We start from the raw sequence: 18,479 nt of genomic DNA on the forward strand, positions 1-18,479 counted from the left end.
CGCCCGGCTGGTGGATCCGATCCGGCACGGTCCGACGGGCCGGCATCAATCCTCCGAAGTCTCGTCAGCGGGAGGCGCGCCGCTCCCGATCTCGGCGGAGTGTGCCCTGTCGAACAGCTCGGCGCCAGCCTTCAGGAATCGCAGCGGATCGACTGCGGCGCTGTGGACACGGGTCTCGTAATGGAGGTGCGGCCCGGTGGAGCGCCCGGTCGAGCCGACGAGGCCGACGACGCTCTCCGCCTGGACCACCTGCCCGACCGAGGCGACGTAGGCGGAAAGATGCCCGTAGCGCGTGACCACCCCGTTGCCGTGGTCGATCTCGATCAGGTTGCCGTAGCCGCCCGTCACGCCCGCGGTGATCACCCGCCCGGCCGCGGCGGCGCGCACCTCGGTGCCCACGGGGGCGCGGAAATCCATGCCCGCATGCATCGTGGCCGCCCCGGTGAACGGGTCCTTGCGCAGGCCGAAATTGCTGGTCAGGTTGCGCTCCGCGGCCGCGATGGGGCGGCGGAGGGGCACGGCGTCGGCCGCGCTGCGCCAGCGGCGGCTCTCGTCGAAGGCGGCTTCGAGATTGCGGACCCCGTCCTCGAACGGGTCGCGCAAGGCAGCGGGCCGCCCGGCCGGCTGAGCCGGTGCCGGAACCGCCAGCGCCACCCCGAGGCTTCCGAGGACGGCGCGGAGCGCCCCGATCCCGCCGCGCACACCGCGCGCGAGACCGTCGAGGATGCTGCCCTGACGACGCTCGGCGCCCGTGAGGGAGGCTTCGAGCGCGTCGAACTGGACACGGGTCGGCTGGGCGAGGATGGCCCGGACCCGCCCATCCCTGTCGGTGCCCTGTGGCGGCTCAAGGTCCAAGCGCGGCTCCAGGACTGAGCGCGGCGCGAGGTTCGGCGCGGGCGGGGGCGTGTCGGCCGCACGGGGGCCGCCGAGCCGCAGCACGTTCGGCTCCGCCGCGGGCCTTCCGCGAGCGGGCGCAGGCTCGCGGGGCGCGGCCTCCTCGACCGGGCGCGCTGCCGCCTCCTGCGTCGGCGCGGGCGCCCCGCCCCGGGCCGGATCGGCGACGCGTTCGGCATAGGCGGACAGGGTGGCGACGCGGTTCTCCAGCTCGACCTGCCGGGTGACGATGTCGGCCATGCGGCCGGCGAGCCCGTCCTGCTCCAGCATCTGGTGGCTCGCCACGCCGACGAGGCGCCGGGTCAGGGCCTTCACCTTGTCCTCGTAGGCCGCCTTCTGCGCGACCTGCTCGGCGGCGAGGCGCTTGGCCTCCTCGCTGCCGGAATAGGCGAACCAGGACGCCACCCCGGCCCAGAGCAGCACAGGCCAGATCAGCAGGGCCGCCACGCGACGGCGCGGGCGGCGCGGGGCGGCGCGGCGCGCCCCGACCGATGTCCGCCCGATTCTCGTCGACGACTGCTTCACGAACGACCTTCTTCCGGCGAACACAATCGAACGAACGGGCCCGCGACCGGAAACACAGAGTTTAGCCGAACGCGGCCCTCCTGTGGATGGCGATCATGGCATTTCCGCGCCGCTATGGCCGCCAGAGCACGGTCGACGCCCGGACGCCTCGCACGATCCACAGTCCCGTCCCAGCTCATCCGAGGCGCGGAAGCGTGGGCGGGCCGGACCGATACTCGCGGAAACGGCCATCATCGTGTATTCGCAATGTTGGCCGTTGCCCGGCCGGGCGGGCGATCCTGCCGCTTCGGCAGGCGTGGTCAGGGGCTTGAGGGGGAGACATGGGTCAGCCGGCCGCGCGCATCACCGACATGCACACCTGCCCGATGGTGACCGGCGTCGTCCCGCATGTGGGCGGACCGATCCTGCCGCCCTGCTGCCCGACGGTCCTGATAGGCTCGATCCCGGCCGCGCGCGTCGGCGACATGGCCCTGTGCACCGGCCCGACCGACGTGATCGTCAAGGGCTCGGCGACCGTGCTGATCGGCGGAAAGCCCGCGGCGCGCATCGGGGACACCACCGCGCATGGCGGGGTGATCGTCTCGGGACTGCCGACGGTGCTGATCGGGGGGTAGCGCGACCCGTCCTCGACACAGGCGGGCCGGCCTCGCCCTACGAAGCCGAAAGCTCGGCGTCGTCCTCGTCGTCGCGGTAGAGCGTGCCCCATTCCGGCTGCCAGAGCCCGTCCGGATCCACGACGACCATCGGGACCTTGAAGTCGTTCGCGAACTTGATGGCGGCTCGGAACGCTTCCTTGAGCGGCATCTCCGCGCTGCGGAAATCCTTCGGCAGGCGTCCGCCGCTGGCGGAGGCGGGGCAGAAGCTCTGGCCCGACAGCCTGTCGCCGTCGCGCCGGAGCATCAGGCTCAGAGCGTCCTGCGGCGGCTCGTCGACCTGCTCGAATTGGTTGGCCATGACCACTCCCTGCATGTGGACCCGAGGCCGATGCCCGGGGCTTCGTCGTTCGAGCGCGCGGGCGCGCTAATCCTCGTCCCCGCTCTCCCGGTCGGGCAGGCTTCTCGTCAGATTGGGAAAGCGCAACGGGTCGGCGATGAACTGCTTCGCCTCCTGCAGGCGTGGCACCCACGCTTTCACATCCTTGCGCGGCTCGATGCCGATCCGGATGACGGGAGAGGAATCGACCTTCTCGATGTAGAGGTGGCCGTCGCTCTCGTAGAACAGCCACGGCTCGTTGAGATTGAAGGAGAAGTAGAACTCCTCCCCCAACTCGCATTGTTCGGCGACCGCTGCCGATGCTGCCTTGGAGATGTCCTGACGCAGATCGCCGTTGCCGAAGGTTCGCCTGGCGAGGAGCATGGCGCCGTCGAAGAAGCCGATGGTCACGACGGTCTTTCCTGCACTTGCGCCCATCTCGCTTCCCCCTTCGATCGATGACGATGTTGCCGCCGGGACGGCCCGTCGCGCCGCCCGCGCGGCACCGCGGGCGTCCGAGACCCGCGTGGAGAGCCTTGCCCAGGGCCGGCGGTCAGGCCGGATTGCCCGCCGCGTCGAAGGCGTAGGTGAAGGCGCCGGATTCGGAGCCGACCCGGACGGCCGTGACGACCTGCTTGTTGACGATGCGCCTCAGGAATTCGCGCGAGAGTTCCGGCAGCAGCGTGTTGGTGATCACGTTGTCGATCATGCGGCCGCCCGAATCCGGATCGTTGCAGAGCGAGACGATGTGCTCGACCACCGCGTCCTCGTACGAGAAGGCGGCGTCGTGGTTCTCGCGGATGCGGCGGCCGATCCGGTCGAGCTGGAGGCGCACGATACCGCCGAGCATGGCGGGCGAGAGCGGGAAGTAGGGGATCGTCACGATCCGCCCGAGGAGTGCGGCCGGGAAGACCTTGAGGAGTTGCGGGCGCAGCGCGACCGCCAGCGCCTCCGGGTCGCTCGCGTAGGACGGGTCCTGCGAGAGCTGCATGATCAGGTCCGTCCCGACGTTCGAGGTCAGGATGATGAGCGTGTTCTTGAAGTCGATCCGGCGGCCGGTGCCGTCCTCCATCACGCCCTTGTCGAAGACCTGGAAGAAGATCTCGTGCACGTCCCCGTGCGCCTTCTCGACCTCGTCGAGGAGGATCACGCTGTAGGGCCGCCGCCGCACCGCCTCCGTCAGGCGCCCGCCCTCGCCGTAGCCGACATAGCCGGGGGGCGCGCCCTTGAGCGTGGAGACGGTGTGCGCCTCCTGGAACTCGCTCATGTTGATCGTGATCATGTTCTGCTCGCCCCCGTAGAGGGACTCGGCCAGGGCCAGCGCCGTCTCGGTCTTGCCGACGCCGGAGGGGCCGCAGAGCATGAACACGCCGATCGGCTTGTTCGGATTCTCGAGCTTCGCGCGGTTCGTCTCGATACGCTTGGCGATCATCGCGAGGCCGTGCGACTGGCCCACCACCCGCCGGTTCAGGATCTCGGGCAGGCGCAGCACGGTCTCGATCTCGTCGCGGACCATCCGGCCGACCGGGATGCCGGTCCAGTCGGACACGACGGAGGCCACCGCCTGCTCGTCCACGTGGGCGTAGATCATGCGCCCCTCGGCATCGATCGCGTCGAGGGCGCCCGACCGCTCGCGCAGGGTTGCGCGCTGGCTCTCCGGGTCCGTTCCGGGGTCGGAACGGCCAAGGCTCTCGCGAAGCGCCCGGATCTCGTCGACGAGGGCGCGCTCGGAGGACCATTCCCCCTCGAGGCGTGCGAGCCGGTCCCGGAGATCCGCGAGTTCGGCGTCGATCTCGACGACGCGCTCCTCGTCGGGCGCGCCGAGGTCGCGGTCGGAGACGAGGGCGGCGCGCTCCGATTCCCGCGAGGCGATGGCGACCCGCGTGTCCTCGATCGCCGCGGGCGTCGCGCTCTGGCTGATCGCGACGCGCGCGCAGGCCGTGTCGAGCAGGCTCACCGCCTTGTCCGGAAGCTGACGGGCCGGGATGTAGCGGTGCGAGAACTCGACCGCCGCGACGACGGCCCGGTCCGAGATGCGCACGCCGTGATGCTTCTCCATCGGCCCGAGCAGGCCCCGCAGCATGTCGCAGGCGCGCGCCACGTCCGGCTCGCCGATCTGGATCGGCTGGAAGCGGCGGGTGAGAGCGGGGTCCTTCTCGAAATATTGCCGGTACTCGGCCCAGGTCGTGGCCGCGATCGTCTTGAGGGTGCCGCGGGCAAGCGCCGGCTTGAGGAGGTTGGCCGCGTCGCCCGTCCCCGCCTGCCCGCCGGCGCCGATGAGGGTGTGGGCCTCGTCGATGAAGAGGATGATGGGCTTGGGCGAGGATTGCACCTCGTCGATCACCGAGCGCAGCCGCTGCTCGAACTCGCCCTTCATCGAGGCGCCGGCCTGCATGAGGCCGATGTCGAGGGCGCAGAGGCGCACGCCCTTGAGCGGGGGCGGCACGTCGCCCGAAGCGATGCGCTGAGCGAAGCCCTCCACCACCGCGGTCTTGCCGACGCCGGCCTCGCCGGTCAGGATCGGGTTGTTCTGGCGCCGGCGCATCAGCACGTCGATGAGCTGGCGGATCTCGTCGTCGCGCCCGCGGATCGGGTCCATCTCGCCGCCCGCCGCCTTGGCGGTGAGATCCTGCGAGAACCGGTCGAGGGCGGTCTGGCCCTTCGGCGCGGCCTCGGCCCCGGGTGTGCCGGCGGCGATGGCGCCGGACCCGTCCATCGGACGCAGGCTCTCCTCCTCGGACCGGCCCCAGAGGGTGCGGTGCTCGGTCGAGAGCGCCTCGACGGGGATCTTGGCGAATTCCTGGGACAGGCTGAGGAAGGCGCGCCGCAACTCGCCCCCCTTCAGCCCGGCGAGCAGGACGTGACCGGTGCGGATCTGGGTCTCCCCGAAGAACAGCGTCGCGTAGTGCCAGCCGCGGTCGAGCAGGTCGACGATCGTGTTCGAGACGCCAGGCATCTCGGTCTCGTTGCGCCGGAAGCCCGAGATCGCGCGCTCGAGATCCATCAGGAGCTTGGCGCGGTCGAGCTTGTAGGCGTCGGCCGAGAGCGCAATGTCGGTCGCGTTGCGCTGGAGGAGGTGGGACAGCCAGTGCGCGAGCTCGACGTTGCGGTTGCCCGCGCCCTTCGCTTGGCGCAGCGCCTGGAAGAAGCCCTCGTAGCCGACCCGGTTGAGCTTGCCCGTGACGGTCTCAAGACTGATGTCGGCCATGATTCTCCCCCTGTCGCCCTTCGCTCTTCGGCGCCTGACGGCGGGCGCGCTCCGCCGGATTGAGCCGGGCGTCGAAGCGGTACCCCTTCGCCGCCGGATCCTGCGACTTCACCATCCAGGTCGTGTAGCCGAGCGCGCAGCCCGCCTCGCCGAGGCGGAGCGGGCGCACGGACCGGCGCGGCAGCGCGATCTCGACTTCGCAATCGAGCTCGCTGCCGAGATAGAAGAACAGCAGGTCGGCGAGCGGCGTGCAGAGCGAGCCGTTCGGCAGGAACCGGCCGAACTCCTCGAGATCGCGCGCGAACAGGCGCAGGCGGATCTTGTCCTCGACGCTGAACACGCTCGCGCCGATCAGGCAGTCGACGCCGAGCCCGCAATAGCTGCGCCCGAGCCGGCTCTGCTCTCCCTTCTCGAAGGGCAGGAAGGTGCCGACGAATTCCTCGACCTCGCACCGGATCCCGAACAGGCCCTCGACGGCCTGGCAGAGCCGCGAACCGGAGCGGGCCTTGTCCCCGAGCAGGCCGGCATAGACGAGGCGCCCGGCATCCGAGACGGTGTCGCGCTTCTGGTAGGGCGCGCTCCCGAGGCCGATCGTGCTGCCGATATAGGCGACGAACCGGTCCTGCCCCGGCCGGTCGGCCTGCGCGGCGGGCCGCGCATCCGCCCAGGCGCGGAAGTAGAGTTGCAGGAACCGGTGGTTCAGCAGGTCGAGGAAACGGGAGAAGCCCTCGTGACCGTTGCTCCACCAGCCGTAGACCTCGTCCGTGGTCTGCAGGGGCAGCGGCCCCTGCGGGCCGAGCAACCCGAGGAAGCGCACGAACAGGCGCAGGCGCTTGCGCGCGTCCTCGTCCGCCGCCTCGATGCTCGAGGCCGGGAATTCGAGGAAGGGGTTCTCGCCGAGCGCGACGTAATCGTCGGCCCGGCTGGCACTGTCGCCGATGCGCGGCTGCGTGTCGTGGCTGCGCTCGATCAGCCGCAGGGTCCACAGGAGGTCGAACTCCCAGGGCCGCTCGCGCAGGTCGTCGATCGTGCTCATGCCGGCACCCTGTGCCGGGTGCCCGCATGCGGGCGGAGGGGCGCGTCGGCGGGGCGGGCGCTCGCCCGCAGCGGGCCGGTCACAACGGCCTCCGCGCGCCCGAGCGGGGCGGCCATCGCATGATGTCGCCGCGCTCCACCGTCCGGATCACGGTCTGGGTGAAGTGGTTGAGGCCGGCATATTCGGCGAAGAAGCGGTCGAGCACGGCGCCGAGCAGGAACACGCCCGTCCCCTCGAAGGCCTTCTCCTCCAGGAGCACCGTGATCTCGGTGCCCCGCGCCGTTCCGGTGCCGGTCCGGCGGCGCAGGCGGCGCACGACGGGCCGGCTGCCGATCGACCGGACGCCGCGGATGCGCCGCTCGATCGAGCCCTGGCTGAGATCGGCGAAGAGCATCAGGACCTCGCGCAGCGCCTCCGCGCCGCTCGGCGTGCCGCGCAGGGTGCGATCGACGAGCCCGAGATGATTGAGGCTCAGGATGTTGAGGAGCCGCCACGCGACCGAACCGGTGAAGGCCGTCTCGGTCCGGCTGCGCAGGGCCGAGACGACCGCCTCGCGCGGGCGCGTGGGTCCGTGGAGGCAGACGATCTGCAACTCGCTGTCGTCGAGGAAGTGGAAGTCGACGGAGCGTTCGCCCACGGGAAGCTGCTCCGGCAGGTGGCGGTTCGAGCAGAGGGCGCGGATGCTCAGCTCGGACAGGCCTCGCTCCTCGTCGATCCGCGTCGGCTCGACGAGGGAGAGGAACACGTCCGTGCCGACATAGTCCGAGACGGTGCCGTAGGTCCGCTCGGAGCTCGTCCGGCGGCGCGGCAGGCGCCGGATCGTGTAGGCGAGCGCCGGCTGCCGGGTCGCCTCGCCACGCGCCGAGTAGAGGGGCGGCACCGCGACCTTGTTCGCGCTGCCGGCCTCGTGCGCGTTGACCTCCAGCACCTGATGCACCTCGAAGTCGAGGGTCCGGCTGCGGTCCGGGACGAGGTGGAACTCGTGCTGGCGGTGGCTCACCGGGACGCGGTCGAGGGACATCCGGAAGAGGTTGACGGCGGGCACCGCGTAGAGGGCGAAGGCGTCCGGCTTCACGGCGGCGGGCAGGCGCGCGCTCGCCTCGTCGAAGGTGAAGACGATGTCGAAGGCGCGCGCCTCGAGCCGTCCGACGAGTGCGTCGAGGCCGGTGAGCGCGAAGCCGACGAACTTGCGCGGGAAAAGGAAGTAGTCGCGCAGGAGGTTGAAGCCCTCGAACACCCTCAGGTCGTTCGGGATCAGGGCATCCTCCGGCTCGAAGCCGAGGGGGGCGATGCAATCGTCCCCGGCGCGGCGGACGATCGCCTCGCCCTGCTTGTCGAGGTGGCGGATGTAGGTGGCCGTGCGGTCGGCGAAGATCTGCTCCAGGATCGCCACCGCGTCGGCCTCCGGCCCGACGAGGTGGATCGGCAACTCGCGCACGGCGCAGCCGGCGATCCAGGAGGCGGGGCTGCGCGCGATCTCCGCGTGATCGGTGATCTCGTCGCCGCGCTCCTTCGCCGAGCGGTGAAGGATCTCGATGCGCAGGCCCGCGACGTCCTCCCGCCCGGTCGGGATGCCGAGAGCCTGGATCGGGCCCGGCGACGCGAAATACTCGACGCGCCCGATCTCGAAGGGCCAGATCGTGAGGTCGGACGTCGTCCGGAACCGGCAGGAGATCTGCCGCTGCATCTCCTTGTAGGTCGAATCGAGGAGGGCGCCGCGCGGAATGCGGCGGCCCTCGCGCAGGGCGGGATCGCCGTAGACGGGCACCACCTTCGCCAGCAGGGCGGAGGGCGTCGGGGCGAGGTAGTTCGGAACGAGCTGCTCGAGCAGGCTCGCGGTGAATTCGGGAAATTCGTGCTTGAGCTTCAGCTGGACGCGGGCGGCGAGGAAGGCCGCGCCCTCCAGCATCCCGAGGATCATCGGGTCCGAGCGCTCCTCCAGGAGGCCCCCGAGCCGCTCCGCGAGGCTCGGGAACTCCTCGGCGAACTCCTTCGCCTGGTCTCGCAGGACCGCGAGTTCCCGATTGTAGAGATCGAGGAATTCCTGGTTCATCGGCGCTGGATCACGATCCGGCCGGTATCGCGCTCGAGATCGGCGAAGAACTGCACCGGCAGGCTGAGCGGCTCGATGTCGAGGGCGGCGGAGACGACGAAGCGGATGCGCAGCGTTTCGGTGCCGATGAAGCGGTCGCGGTCGACGCGGACGGAGCCCGGAACGAGCCTCGGCTCGAAGTTCGAGAGCGCCCAGACGATCTCGTCGGCGATGTCGTTGACCGAGTGCTCGTCGATCGAGCGGTGCATCGTGTCGGGGAAGCCGAAATTCAGGATTGAGCGGCGCACCTCCGGATGGTCCGAGAGGTCGGTGCCCGCGGCGAAGTTCACGGTGTTGAGGAGCGATCCGAGATCGAACTGGACGATCTCCTGCAGCTCGTTCTCCGAGATCGACCCTGCGACGACGGAGCGGCGGCCGACGATCGCGCGCGGCTGTTGGGCGCCTTCCGGCGCCGCGTCGGCAGGGCGCCCCTGCCCACGGTCACGCTGCCGGGCCGCAAGACGAAACGCCTCCGTGATCGGAGTCCGGACCCGCTTGGTCATCTGAGGGCTTCGCTTCTGCGACAGGCTGATCCTGCGGAATGCGGCGGAGGCGATGCGGCGGCCCGCGGGGCGCGGCCCCGATCGGCCTCAAGCCGTCGGGGCCGCGAGAGCCGTATCGGAGCGCTCTCAGGACGAGACGTTCTTCGCGATGTCCCAGGAGATATCGACCGCTTGACCAGGAGCGCCATTCTTCTCCTGGGGCGTGTAGACGTATTTGATCTTGCTGAAATTGAGCGTCACGTTCTCGGTGAGGCGATCCTCGCCGCCCGACCCGCCCAGCGACACGTTGGCAACGATGATGTTTTCGAGATCGATCTTGATGTACTCGAGCGGATTCTCGCCGGCCTTGCGGACGACGAGCTGGCCCTTCGCGATATGCTTACCGTTGCAGCAGAACTGAAACAGCGTCGGCGAAGATTTGTCGATGTACTTCGTGAGGCTGAGATCCTGAACCGCGACTTTGCCCGAGCCCGAGCCCGAGCCCATATGCGTGGTTCCCGATTGCGAGGCACCCCAGGACCAAGCCAGGATGTCGATCTCGTTGCTGTGCTTCGCGTCCTGGGCCTCGCCCTTCACGCCATCAAGCTTGAGGAAAATATCGACGGCCATCGTCACACTACTCCATCTGCCCGCAGAGATGCGCGGGTCCGTTCGGGATGTCCGCTCGATCTGACCTCAGCCGATGCTGAAGAGGACGCCGCGCCCCGCGAGCGTCGGTTCGGGGCGCGGGCGGAGGGGCTATTTCGCCGGTGCGGGCAGGCGTGACACCAAGCTCATCCCAATATCCATGCCCTCGAGCTGGTAATGCGGCCGAAGGTAGAAGCGGGCTGAGTAGTATCCAGGATTTTCTTCGTTCTCGAACACGTCGACGCGCGCATCGGCGAGGGGTCGGCGGGCTTTCGTCTGCTCGGAGGAATTGACCGGATCACCGTCCACGTACTGGTTGATCCATTCCTGCAGCCATCGCGTCAGCTGATCCTTCTCCTTGGTGGAGCCGACCTTGTCGCGGACCATGCACTTCAGGTAGTGCGCGAACCGGGAGACCGCGAACATGTAGGGAAGTCGGGACGAGAGATTGTCGGACGCCGTCTGCTCGACGCCCTTCTCACCGAAATACGTCTTCGGCTTGTAGAGCGACTGGGCGCCGATGAAGGCGGCCTTGTCCGTGTTCTTGCGGTGGATCAGCGGGATCAGGCCGGCCTTGGCGAGCTCCGCCTCGCGCCGGTCGCTGATCGCGATCTCGGTCGGGCACTTGAGGTCGACGCCGCCGTCATCGGTCGGGAAGGTGTGGCTCGGCAGGTTGACGACCTCGCCGCCCGACTGGACGCCGCGGATGCGCACCGTCCAGCCGCATTCCTTGTAGGCGCGGTTGATGTTCACGGCCATCGCGTAGGCCGCGTTCATCCAGGCGTACTTGTCGCCCGTATGGCCGTCGGTCTCCTCCTCGAAGGCGAATTCCTCCACCGGCTCCGTCCGTGCGCCGTAGGGCACGCGGGCGAGGACGCGGGGCAGGCACAGGCCCATGTAGCGGGAATCGATCGAGTCCCGCAGCGACTTCCAGGCCGCGTAATCGGGCGTGTCGAAGATCTTGCCGATGTCGCGCGGGTTCGACAGCTCGGTGTAGCTGTCCATGCCGAGGAGCGTCGGGTCGGCGGCGGCGAAGAACGGGGCGTGGGCGGCGCTCGCCACCTTGCTCAGGTCGCGCATCAGCGCCACGTCGGTCGGCTGGTGGCTGAAATAATAGTCGCCGATCAGGCAGCCGAACGGCTCGCCGCCGAGCTGGCCGAACTCCGCCTCGTAGACCTGCTTGAACAGCGGGCTCTGGTCCCAGCGGGCGCCGGGATATTGGCGCAGCTCGCGGTACAGTTCGGTCTTCGAGGCGTTCAGCACCCGGATCTTCAGCGTCGCGTCCGTCTCCGAGTTGAAGACGAGGTAGTTCAGGCCCCGCCACGCGCTCTCGATCTGCTGGAACGGCTCCGCGTGGAGGATCGCGTTGACCTGATCGGTCAGCTTCCGGTCGAGCTGCGCGATCATCGCCTCGATCGTGTCGAGGACGTCGGTCTTCACGACGTCGCCATGCGCGAGCGCCTGGTTGATGAGCGTGACGACCGCGCTCTCGACCTCGGTCTGCGCGTCCTTGCTGCGCGGCTTGAAGCTCTGCTTCAGGAGATCCGCGAACTCGCCGAGCTCGCTGGTTTGTACAGCGGCGTCGTCCCGCTGCGGCTCGAAGCCTGCCATTCCTGCCGACATGGTCGCCCCTCGAAACCCCTCACCGCCGCGGCGTCGAGGGGCCGCCTCCCGGCCCCGCGCCCGCCACGCGCCTCACCCCGTCACCGAACCCGCCCGGCTCGCCGGGTGGGCTCTCTCGCCCCGCCTCAGGCCCCGTCCGCCGGGGCGGCCCCGTTCTCCTGCGCCCCGCCCTCGGCCTTGGCCGCGCGGGTGCGCTCCACGAGCTCCTTGAGCGCCGCCATCTGGTCGCGATTGCCGAGGAGAGCCTGGATCTGGTCGCTGGCCGCAGCCTTGCCGTCCATGTAGCGGAGCAGGTTGGCGAGCTGCTCGCGCGCCTTCAAAATCTCGGCGAGCGGCTCGACCTGGCGCGCGACCGCGGCGGGGCTGAAATCCTCCATCCGCTCGAAGCGCAGGTTCACCGAGAGCTTCTCGTCGGGATTGTCCGACAGGCGGTTCGCCACGCGGAACGCCACGCCCGGATTGATCGCCTTCATCCGGCGATCGAAATTGTCCATGTCGAACTCGGTGAACTTGCGGTCCCCGACCTTCTCCTTGGCGGTGCCGGGATCGTTGCCCGAGAGATCGGCCATCACCCCCATCACGAACGGAAGCTCGACGTTCTTCTCCGCGTCGTAGGGATCTTCGTAAGTGATGTGCACGCGCGGCGGGCGATTCCGCTTGATGAATTTCTGACTCGAGTCGGACATCCGGGACTCCTGCAGGTGCGACGACTGCCGAGCGCGAAAAAGGGGAGCATCATTCGTGCGAGGAATGCTTCGGATGGAATCCGCCGCGACTCTTCCTCAGATTCGGACCCACGATTGCATAGACGATAAAATCCACACGCCGGCCAATGTCAAGCTTCCAGTCTCACCATCAAGCTTTAATCCGTATCGCGTGAGAGACGAATACCCGGTAGAACGTCGGTCAGGATGCTGAGGAAGTCCTGGTTGACGAGGCTACACGCACGATCGGTGAAGAGGGGTATCGGACTCGAGGGTTCGTAGGTCCGGTAATAGGCGGCGACCTCCCGGAGGAGAGCGACGGCCGCGGCGCGCGAGGCCACCTCGAAGACGGGCACCGGCGCGTCCTCGAGATCGAGGAAGAGCTCGTCCTCGCCGATGAGCTCGGCGATCCGGTCGATGCGCAACTCGAACGAGGATCCGGGCTTGGGGCCGATATAGAGGCTCGCCTCGCCCGCGTGGTTCGGCACCAGCGCGCGCAGCATCTCGTGGAAGGGCAGGCCGATGAGCCTTTGGGCCTGACGCACCAGCAGCGCGGCAGGGCTCGACCGTTCGTGGCGCTGGAAATAGTCGCTCACAGCCGCCAGGGCGGCAGCCGCGGCGGCACGCCCCGTGATGGCGCCCGTGGGCAGAGCCGCCGCGGGAGCCGGACCGACTGACGGCGCGGCAGCCCCCTCCTCTGCCGGGGCCGGCATCGCCGGGGCCGGAGAGACATCCGCGAAGGCGCGCAGCATCCCCTCGGCCAACTCGACCAGCCGGTCGAGCCGGGCCGCTCCCGAGCCGCCGGCCCGCTCGGCGCTGATGCGCCCGATCTCCGCGGCGGTCTCGCCGAGACGCCGCGCGCTCTCCCGGGCGGCCGCAACATCGTCCGGATCGGCCTCGCGGAGGGCGCGTTCTAGGTCGGAGCGATCGAGGGTCGCCTCGTCCTCGCGCGCCGACGCGGCGGCGGTGGCCACCATCATCGTCCGGCCGCTGATCCCGCCGAAGCGCCGGTGCGAGACGAGCGGCAGATACTGGAGCGGCAGGACCATCGTCGGCATGTCGTCGAGAGCCTGCAGGACCGCCATCCGATAGCCGAAATCCCCTTCCTCGCCCCGCGGATGCACGCTGTCCCACTGGTCGCGGAGCAGGGTCGCGATCAGGTCGAGGCAGCGCACGCAATCGGCGAGGTTCCGGTCGAGGGCGAGGAGGCGGCCCGCGAAGGTCAGCAGGCGCAGGTCGCGCGTGCGCTTGAGGAGCCCGTTCAGGGCGGCGAACTCGGCCTTGAAATCGATGCTGGAGCGGTCGAACTGCTCGACCATGCCCTCCTCGTTCCGTTTCAGGAACGCGGCCGGCAGGACGTACTCCACGCGCGCCATCAGCTGCATGAAATCCGCGTCGCCCTCAAGGTCGAGGTCCGGCCCGCAGGGCGCGTCGGCCGAGAGCGGTCGCTCGAACTCGGCGAAGTTCAGGGAAGCCATGGCAGGGGTGCCGGATCAGACTCGCGCTCGGTCGAGAGGTCGCGCCGACGGACGGTGGCTGCCATCGGCCGTTCGCCGCGGGGCGGCCGAACGGCCCGGACGTGCGATCCGGCCTAGTCCTCGCGGATGCGCGCCTCGACCCGGCGATTGACGGGATCCGAGGGGTCGGACGCGCGGGGCTTGGACTTGCCGAAGGCCTTGGCCTCGAGCCGCCCGGCATCGACGCCGCGCTCGGCGAGGTAGCGCGTCACGGCCTGCGCCCGGCGGGACGACAGGTCCATGTTGAAGGCCTCGCCGCCCTTGGCGTCGGTATGGCCCTCGATCATGAAGCCGGAATGGCCGAGCTGCGCGCCGCGCAGAGCCTTGGCGAACTCGTCGAGATTGGCTCGCGCGCCCGGCGTCAGCGTATCCGAGTTGTAGTCGAAGTTGACGATCAGGTCGAAGCCGCTGCTGATCTTCGGGCGGGAGGGCGCCGACTTCGCGCACTCGCTGTCGGCACCGATGCAGAGCGCCCGCGACGGGCCGAGATCCTTCGCTTCGGAGAAATGCCGCTCGATGTCGGAGGCGCTGTAGGCCGGCTTAGTCTGTGCAGACGCAACAGATGCGAGAACGCAGCAGGCGAAGCCAAGACTCCAGCCCAATCCAGAAACCAGCCGCGCCATCGTCATTCCCCATAGCAGCGAGTCGACTATGCGGCCCGGTTCCGGTACTGTCAAGTCTGCGTGATCGCCTGTTCATCGAAAACCGGAAAACGCTCGAATGCAATCAACGCCGTCACAGGAAACGCGGATCGCGCGCCTGAAGACTCCGGTATCCGGTGACAAACTTGTCTTGTCGCGGATGGAAGCGGACGAGGGCCTGAGCGAGGCGTTCGAGTACAGGATCGAGGCTCTCAGCCCACAGCGAAATATTGACTTCTCGCAATCCATTGGAAAACTCTGTACCGCCAGCCTGCAAAGCTACGAAGGCGCCGTCCGGCACTTCAACGGCGTCCTCGTCGAGGCGCAGTGGATCGGCGTGCAGCAGGACCTGTTCGCCTACCGTCTCGTGCTGCGGCCCTGGTTCTGGCTGCTCGGGCGCAAGGCGAATTGCCGGATCTTCAACGAGAAGAACGTCCTCGACATCATCGAGGAAGTCTTCGCCGATTGCAGCTTCAGCAAATACAAGATCAAGGCCAATCGCGGCGATTATCCCAAGATCGAGTATTGCGTGCAATACCGCGAAACCGATCTCGCCTTCGTCTCACGCCTGATGGAAGAATTCGGCCTCTACACCTTCTACATGCATTCGGAGAGCCAGCACCTGCTCGTCATCGCCGATTCGAAATCGTGCCACGAGAAGGTGGCGGCCGCGGGCGGCAGGCTCCCCTTCATCGCCCATCACGGGCAGAACCAGCGCAGCGGGGAGCACATCTACCACTGGGTCTCGGAGCGGCGGTTCCGCACCGGCAAGTACACGCTCAACGACTTCGACTACATGAAGCCGACCGCCGACCTCAAGGCGGATGCGCAGGGTTCGGAGGCGTACGCGGAGGCGAGCCTCGAATCCTACGATTACCCCGGCCGCTACACCGAGCGCGGGCGCGGCAAGAGCTTCGCGCAGGTGCGGCTCGAGGCGGAGCAGGCCCTGGACCATCGCCGCCACGCCGCGGGCGACGCCGTCAGCCTCTATCCGGGGGGCCTGTTCAGCCTGAACCAGCATCCGACCGACGACGACGAGTATCTCGTCGTGCGCGCCACGCACGCCTTCGTCGCCGAGCAGTTCAGTTCGACGGGCGCGGCCTCGCCCGAAGAGGTCTATCACGGCCATTACGAGCTTCTGAAGAGTTCGCGCCCCTTCCGCGCGCCGATCGTCACCCCGAAGCCCCATATCCGCGGCCCGCAGACCGCGATCGTCGTGGCGCGCGAGAAGTTCAAGAGCGAGGAGATCGACGTCGACGAGGAGGGCCGGATCTTCGTCCAGTTCCACTGGAACCGGGACAAGAAGCGCATCTCGCGCCCGGTCCGGGTGGCGCAGATGTGGGCGGGCAAGGCCTGGGGCTGGCAGTTCATACCCCGCGTCGGCCAGGAGGTCGTCGTGGAGTTCCTCGAGGGCGACCCGGACCAGCCGCTCGTCGTCGGCACGGTCTACAACAAGGACTACGCGTTCCCCTACGCGCTGCCGGCCAACAAGACGATCTCCGGCGTGAAGTCGGACTCGACCAAGGGCCACAACGGCTACAACGAGTTCCTGTTCGAGGACAAGAAGGGCCAGGAGAACGTCAAGTTCCGGGCCGAGAAAGACCACGACTCGGTCGTCCGGCACGCCGAGACGCGGGTGATCGGCGAGACCTTCGAGACCCCGGTCGGCTCGCCCGCCCGCGCGACCACCCTGAAGAACGGCGACGAGAAGCTGAAGGTCGAGAGCGGCAACTGGAACGCCGACATCGCCCAGAAGATCCACTTCAAGGCCGGCCTGCAGATCACCTTCGAAGTCGGCGCGAGCAAGATCACCATGACGCCCGCCACGATCAAGATCGAGTCCGGCGAGATCAAGCTCGAGGGCGCGGCCGACATCGTCCAGACCGCCCCGCTGATCAAGATCAATTGAGGCGTCCATGACGAGGCTGCGCTTCAGCACCGCCCAGGAAGTCTTCGACGCGCTCCCGACCCTTCGGGACGACATGGAGGCGGCTCCGACGAGCGAGCCGCCCCACACCTACCTGCGTGCCCTCGGCACCAGCGAGACGCCCGAGGACGGCGTTGCCTTCTGCGCCTACGTGCTCGGGCGCCGCGAGGCGGTCTGGTGGGCGTGCCAATGCGTCCGGCTGCTGATCCCCGGGCCGGAAACGTCCGATGCGGCCCTGCAGGCCGCGGAGGCCTGGGTGCACGAGCCGGAGGAGGAGCGCCGCCTCGCCGCCCTCACCCTCGGCGCCGAAGCGGACCGGCGCCTGCCGACGACCTGGCTCGCCCTGGCGGCCGGGTGGTCCGGGGGCAACATCGCGCGGCCGGGCCAGGCCGCCGTGCTCGCCGCGCCGCACTACACCGCCAAGGCGGTCCGGGTGGCGATCCTGAGCGCTCTCGCGCGCGTCACGGCCCGGGAGCGCGCCGACCGGCTGCGGCGCTGCCTCGAGGGCGGCCTTCGCCTGATGCAGGTGCCGCAGGAGGCCTGAATGCGGCGCGCCGGATCACGCCCGGCCGCGCGGCGCCCGTGGGTGCGCCGCGCGGCGTCTTCCTGTAGCGCTGACACGAGTTCCGGAGCAGGTTCGGCCCGATGCCGCTGAGTCTCATCATCGAGAATGTCACGAGCCTGCCCGACGGCGGTCCCCTCGCCTACACGGTGAACGGGACGCGGGGCATCGACATCGGCCGCGACCAGTATCTCGACTGGCCCCTGCCCGACCCGGGCCGGGCGATCTCGGGCAAGCATTGCGAGGTGCGGTGGCGCGAGGGCGCCTACTGGCTGCACGACGTGTCGCGCAACGGAACCTTCGTGAACCAGACCGCCCAGCGCCTGCAGGAGCCCTACCGCCTGAGGGGCGGCGACCGCCTCTATATCGGGCATTACATCATCCGCGTGGAGATCGACGGCGAGAGTGGCCTGTCCTCGGCCCCCGCCCCGGTCCCGGTCGCTCACCCGACCGATCATCGAACGGGCGATCTCTGGGGCGGCGCGGGCGATGCCGCCCCGGGTGAGGACCCGCGCAAGTTCATGCCGAAGGAGCGCAACGGGCCGGCCCAGGTCGATTTCGCCGAATGGTCCGTCCATATCCCGGCGCCCGAGACGGAGGGGGCCGATTTCGCGCCGCTTCCCTCCGTCCAGACGCCCGCTCCGCCGCCCTCCGGCGGCTGGCCGCCCGCCGGGGCGCCGGATTCCGGCAGGCCCCGGCCGATGCCGGGAGGCTCCCTCTGGGCGGAGGAGGCGCCGGGCGGTCCCGTCACGCCGCCGCCGACGCCGGACCGGCCCTGGGGCGAGCCCTCCCTCGGGATCTCCAGCGGGCGCGAGCCCGCACATCCCGCGGAATCACGGGTCCCCGCCCCGGTGCAGGAGCCGGCCTTCACCCCGCCGCCGAGATCGGCTCCGGCCTCCGGCGCCCGAAATGCGCCGGCGAGCGGCGCGGACGAGTTCGTCGCGCGCTTCGCCAAGGGTGCGGGCGTCTCGCCCGAGATCTTCGAGTGGCGCGATGCCGGCGACCTCGCGGAGGAGCTCGGCGCCCTCACCCGGCTCTCGGTCGAGAACCTGAAGCAGCTTCTCGCCGCCCGCGCCGAGGCGAAGCGCGTGGCGCGCGCCTCCAGCCAGACCATGATCCAGGCCCTCGACAACAACCCGCTGAAGTTCACGCCGACGACCGAGGACGCCCTGCGCATCCTGTTCGGGCGCCCGACGAGCGGCTACCTGCCCGCCCGCCGGGCGATGGAAGAGGGCTTCCGCGACCTCAAGACCCATCAGGTCAAGGTCTACTCGGCCATGCAGCACGCGCTGCGCCTCCTGCTGCAGGACCTCGATCCCGAGGCGGTCGAGGCGTCGATGGGCGACGACAAGGGTCTCGGCGCCCTGCTCGGCTCGCGCAAGGCGCGCCTCTGGGACCTCTACGCCACGCGCTGGGACGCGATGACCGCCGCCCACGAGGACGGGATGGTCGACGCGTTCATGGTCTTCTTCGCCGAATGCTACGACCGGGGCGGCAAGGGCTGAACGCCCGCCCCGCACAGGCTGGCCCGGCCCCGAAAGGCCCGGGGGGGCTGGCGGCAAAGCGATTCGTGATCCGCATTTGAATCGCGGCGCGCGCCTGAGCGCGCCTGAGGCGGCCCGCTCCGGACCGTCCCGATCCCGCCCGA

Annotated in this window: 16 protein-coding genes; 4 read left to right on the plus strand and 12 right to left on the minus strand. The window is 69.2% G+C overall.

Annotated features, from left to right (window positions below):
- Nucleotides 1-45 precede the first annotated feature (45 nt).
- Complete coding sequence (locus J2X36_RS24005) at nucleotides 46-1,419, minus strand: peptidoglycan DD-metalloendopeptidase family protein (protein ID WP_310354433.1); 1,374 nt, start codon at nucleotides 1,417-1,419, stop codon at nucleotides 46-48.
- A gap of 320 nt (nucleotides 1,420-1,739) precedes the next feature.
- Here J2X36_RS24005 and J2X36_RS24010 point away from each other — a divergent pair, with 320 nt between their 5' ends.
- Nucleotides 1,740-2,033, plus strand: coding sequence for a PAAR domain-containing protein (locus tag J2X36_RS24010; protein ID WP_132253161.1), 294 nt, complete (start codon nucleotides 1,740-1,742; stop codon nucleotides 2,031-2,033).
- A gap of 37 nt (nucleotides 2,034-2,070) precedes the next feature.
- On the opposite strand, the gene J2X36_RS24015 is transcribed toward J2X36_RS24010, so the two are convergent.
- From J2X36_RS24015 to J2X36_RS24065, 11 genes are all read right to left on the minus strand, one after another.
- Entirely contained in the window at nucleotides 2,071-2,373 is a 303-nt protein-coding gene (locus J2X36_RS24015; RefSeq protein WP_310354435.1) for a hypothetical protein, read from the minus strand.
- 66 nt (nucleotides 2,374-2,439) lie between these two features.
- A complete protein-coding gene (locus J2X36_RS24020; protein WP_132253155.1) occupies nucleotides 2,440-2,802 on the minus strand; it encodes a hypothetical protein in 363 nt (120 codons plus the stop codon).
- Nucleotides 2,803-2,944: 142 nt separating this feature from the next.
- Nucleotides 2,945-5,599, minus strand: a complete 2,655-nt coding sequence (tssH, locus tag J2X36_RS24025) for a type VI secretion system ATPase TssH (protein ID WP_310354437.1) — start codon at nucleotides 5,597-5,599, stop codon at nucleotides 2,945-2,947.
- Complete coding sequence (gene tssG, locus J2X36_RS24030; RefSeq protein WP_132253150.1) at nucleotides 5,580-6,635, minus strand: type VI secretion system baseplate subunit TssG; 1,056 nt, start codon at nucleotides 6,633-6,635, stop codon at nucleotides 5,580-5,582. Before tssG ends, tssH begins: the two co-directional genes overlap by 20 nt.
- A 79-nt stretch (nucleotides 6,636-6,714) precedes the next feature.
- Entirely contained in the window at nucleotides 6,715-8,688 is a 1,974-nt protein-coding gene (gene tssF, locus J2X36_RS24035) for a type VI secretion system baseplate subunit TssF (RefSeq protein ID WP_310354440.1), read from the minus strand.
- Complete coding sequence (locus J2X36_RS24040; protein WP_310354441.1) at nucleotides 8,685-9,230, minus strand: GPW/gp25 family protein; 546 nt, start codon at nucleotides 9,228-9,230, stop codon at nucleotides 8,685-8,687. The genes tssF and J2X36_RS24040 overlap by 4 nt, the downstream gene beginning before the upstream one ends.
- Before the next feature lie 126 nt (nucleotides 9,231-9,356).
- Nucleotides 9,357-9,839, minus strand: a complete 483-nt coding sequence (locus J2X36_RS24045; protein ID WP_132253144.1) for a type VI secretion system tube protein Hcp — start codon at nucleotides 9,837-9,839, stop codon at nucleotides 9,357-9,359.
- Nucleotides 9,840-9,968: 129 nt separating this feature from the next.
- Entirely contained in the window at nucleotides 9,969-11,480 is a 1,512-nt protein-coding gene (gene tssC / locus J2X36_RS24050) for a type VI secretion system contractile sheath large subunit (protein WP_132253142.1), read from the minus strand.
- Nucleotides 11,481-11,605: 125 nt separating this feature from the next.
- Nucleotides 11,606-12,166 carry a type VI secretion system contractile sheath small subunit gene (gene tssB, locus J2X36_RS24055; RefSeq protein WP_132253140.1) on the minus strand — a complete coding sequence of 187 codons (561 nt, stop codon included), beginning with the start codon at nucleotides 12,164-12,166 and terminating at the stop codon, nucleotides 11,606-11,608.
- Between the two features lie 176 nt (nucleotides 12,167-12,342).
- Nucleotides 12,343-13,662 (minus strand): type VI secretion system ImpA family N-terminal domain-containing protein, encoded by a 1,320-nt coding sequence (locus J2X36_RS24060; protein WP_310354443.1) that lies wholly within the window; start codon nucleotides 13,660-13,662, stop codon nucleotides 12,343-12,345.
- A 113-nt stretch (nucleotides 13,663-13,775) separates the two neighbouring features.
- Complete coding sequence (locus tag J2X36_RS24065; protein ID WP_310354445.1) at nucleotides 13,776-14,330, minus strand: OmpA family protein; 555 nt, start codon at nucleotides 14,328-14,330, stop codon at nucleotides 13,776-13,778.
- A 91-nt stretch (nucleotides 14,331-14,421) separates the two neighbouring features.
- Here J2X36_RS24065 and J2X36_RS24070 point away from each other — a divergent pair, with 91 nt between their 5' ends.
- The 3 genes from J2X36_RS24070 (at nucleotide 14,422) to tagH (ending at nucleotide 18,336) form a co-directional block, all read left to right on the plus strand.
- On the plus strand, nucleotides 14,422-16,251 hold the full coding sequence (locus J2X36_RS24070; protein ID WP_132253133.1) for a type VI secretion system Vgr family protein: 1,830 nt from the start codon (nucleotides 14,422-14,424) through the stop codon (nucleotides 16,249-16,251).
- Between the two features lie 7 nt (nucleotides 16,252-16,258).
- Nucleotides 16,259-16,813, plus strand: a complete 555-nt coding sequence (locus tag J2X36_RS24075) for a DUF6931 family protein (RefSeq protein WP_132253131.1) — start codon at nucleotides 16,259-16,261, stop codon at nucleotides 16,811-16,813.
- Nucleotides 16,814-16,914: 101 nt separating this feature from the next.
- Nucleotides 16,915-18,336: a type VI secretion system-associated FHA domain protein TagH gene (gene tagH, locus J2X36_RS24080; protein WP_310354448.1), complete on the plus strand. Its 1,422-nt coding sequence runs from the start codon at nucleotides 16,915-16,917 to the stop codon at nucleotides 18,334-18,336.
- Nucleotides 18,337-18,479 lie beyond the last annotated feature (143 nt).

It is taken from the genome of Methylobacterium sp. BE186 (genome assembly GCF_031457035.1).
GTDB classification, from domain to species: domain Bacteria; phylum Pseudomonadota; class Alphaproteobacteria; order Rhizobiales; family Beijerinckiaceae; genus Methylobacterium; species Methylobacterium segetis.

Bases quoted from the DNA above. Each gene is read 5' to 3' on its own strand.
- J2X36_RS24010 (WP_132253161.1), top strand. From the start codon at position 1,740: ATGGGTCAGCCGGCCGCGCGCATCACCGACATGCACACCTGCCCGATG.
- J2X36_RS24015 (WP_310354435.1), bottom strand. From the start codon at position 2,373: ATGGCCAACCAATTCGAGCAGGTCGACGAGCCGCCGCAGGACGCTCTG.
- tssH (WP_310354437.1), bottom strand. From the start codon at position 5,599: ATGGCCGACATCAGTCTTGAGACCGTCACGGGCAAGCTCAACCGGGTC.
- tssG (WP_132253150.1), bottom strand. From the start codon at position 6,635: ATGAGCACGATCGACGACCTGCGCGAGCGGCCCTGGGAGTTCGACCTC.
- tssF (WP_310354440.1), bottom strand. From the start codon at position 8,688: ATGAACCAGGAATTCCTCGATCTCTACAATCGGGAACTCGCGGTCCTG.
- J2X36_RS24040 (WP_310354441.1), bottom strand. From the start codon at position 9,230: ATGACCAAGCGGGTCCGGACTCCGATCACGGAGGCGTTTCGTCTTGCG.
- J2X36_RS24045 (WP_132253144.1), bottom strand. From the start codon at position 9,839: ATGGCCGTCGATATTTTCCTCAAGCTTGATGGCGTGAAGGGCGAGGCC.
- tssC (WP_132253142.1), bottom strand. From the start codon at position 11,480: ATGTCGGCAGGAATGGCAGGCTTCGAGCCGCAGCGGGACGACGCCGCT.
- tssB (WP_132253140.1), bottom strand. From the start codon at position 12,166: ATGTCCGACTCGAGTCAGAAATTCATCAAGCGGAATCGCCCGCCGCGC.
- J2X36_RS24060 (WP_310354443.1), bottom strand. From the start codon at position 13,662: ATGGCTTCCCTGAACTTCGCCGAGTTCGAGCGACCGCTCTCGGCCGAC.
- J2X36_RS24065 (WP_310354445.1), bottom strand. From the start codon at position 14,330: ATGACGATGGCGCGGCTGGTTTCTGGATTGGGCTGGAGTCTTGGCTTC.
- J2X36_RS24070 (WP_132253133.1), top strand. From the start codon at position 14,422: ATGCAATCAACGCCGTCACAGGAAACGCGGATCGCGCGCCTGAAGACT.
- J2X36_RS24075 (WP_132253131.1), top strand. From the start codon at position 16,259: ATGACGAGGCTGCGCTTCAGCACCGCCCAGGAAGTCTTCGACGCGCTC.
- tagH (WP_310354448.1), top strand. From the start codon at position 16,915: ATGCCGCTGAGTCTCATCATCGAGAATGTCACGAGCCTGCCCGACGGC.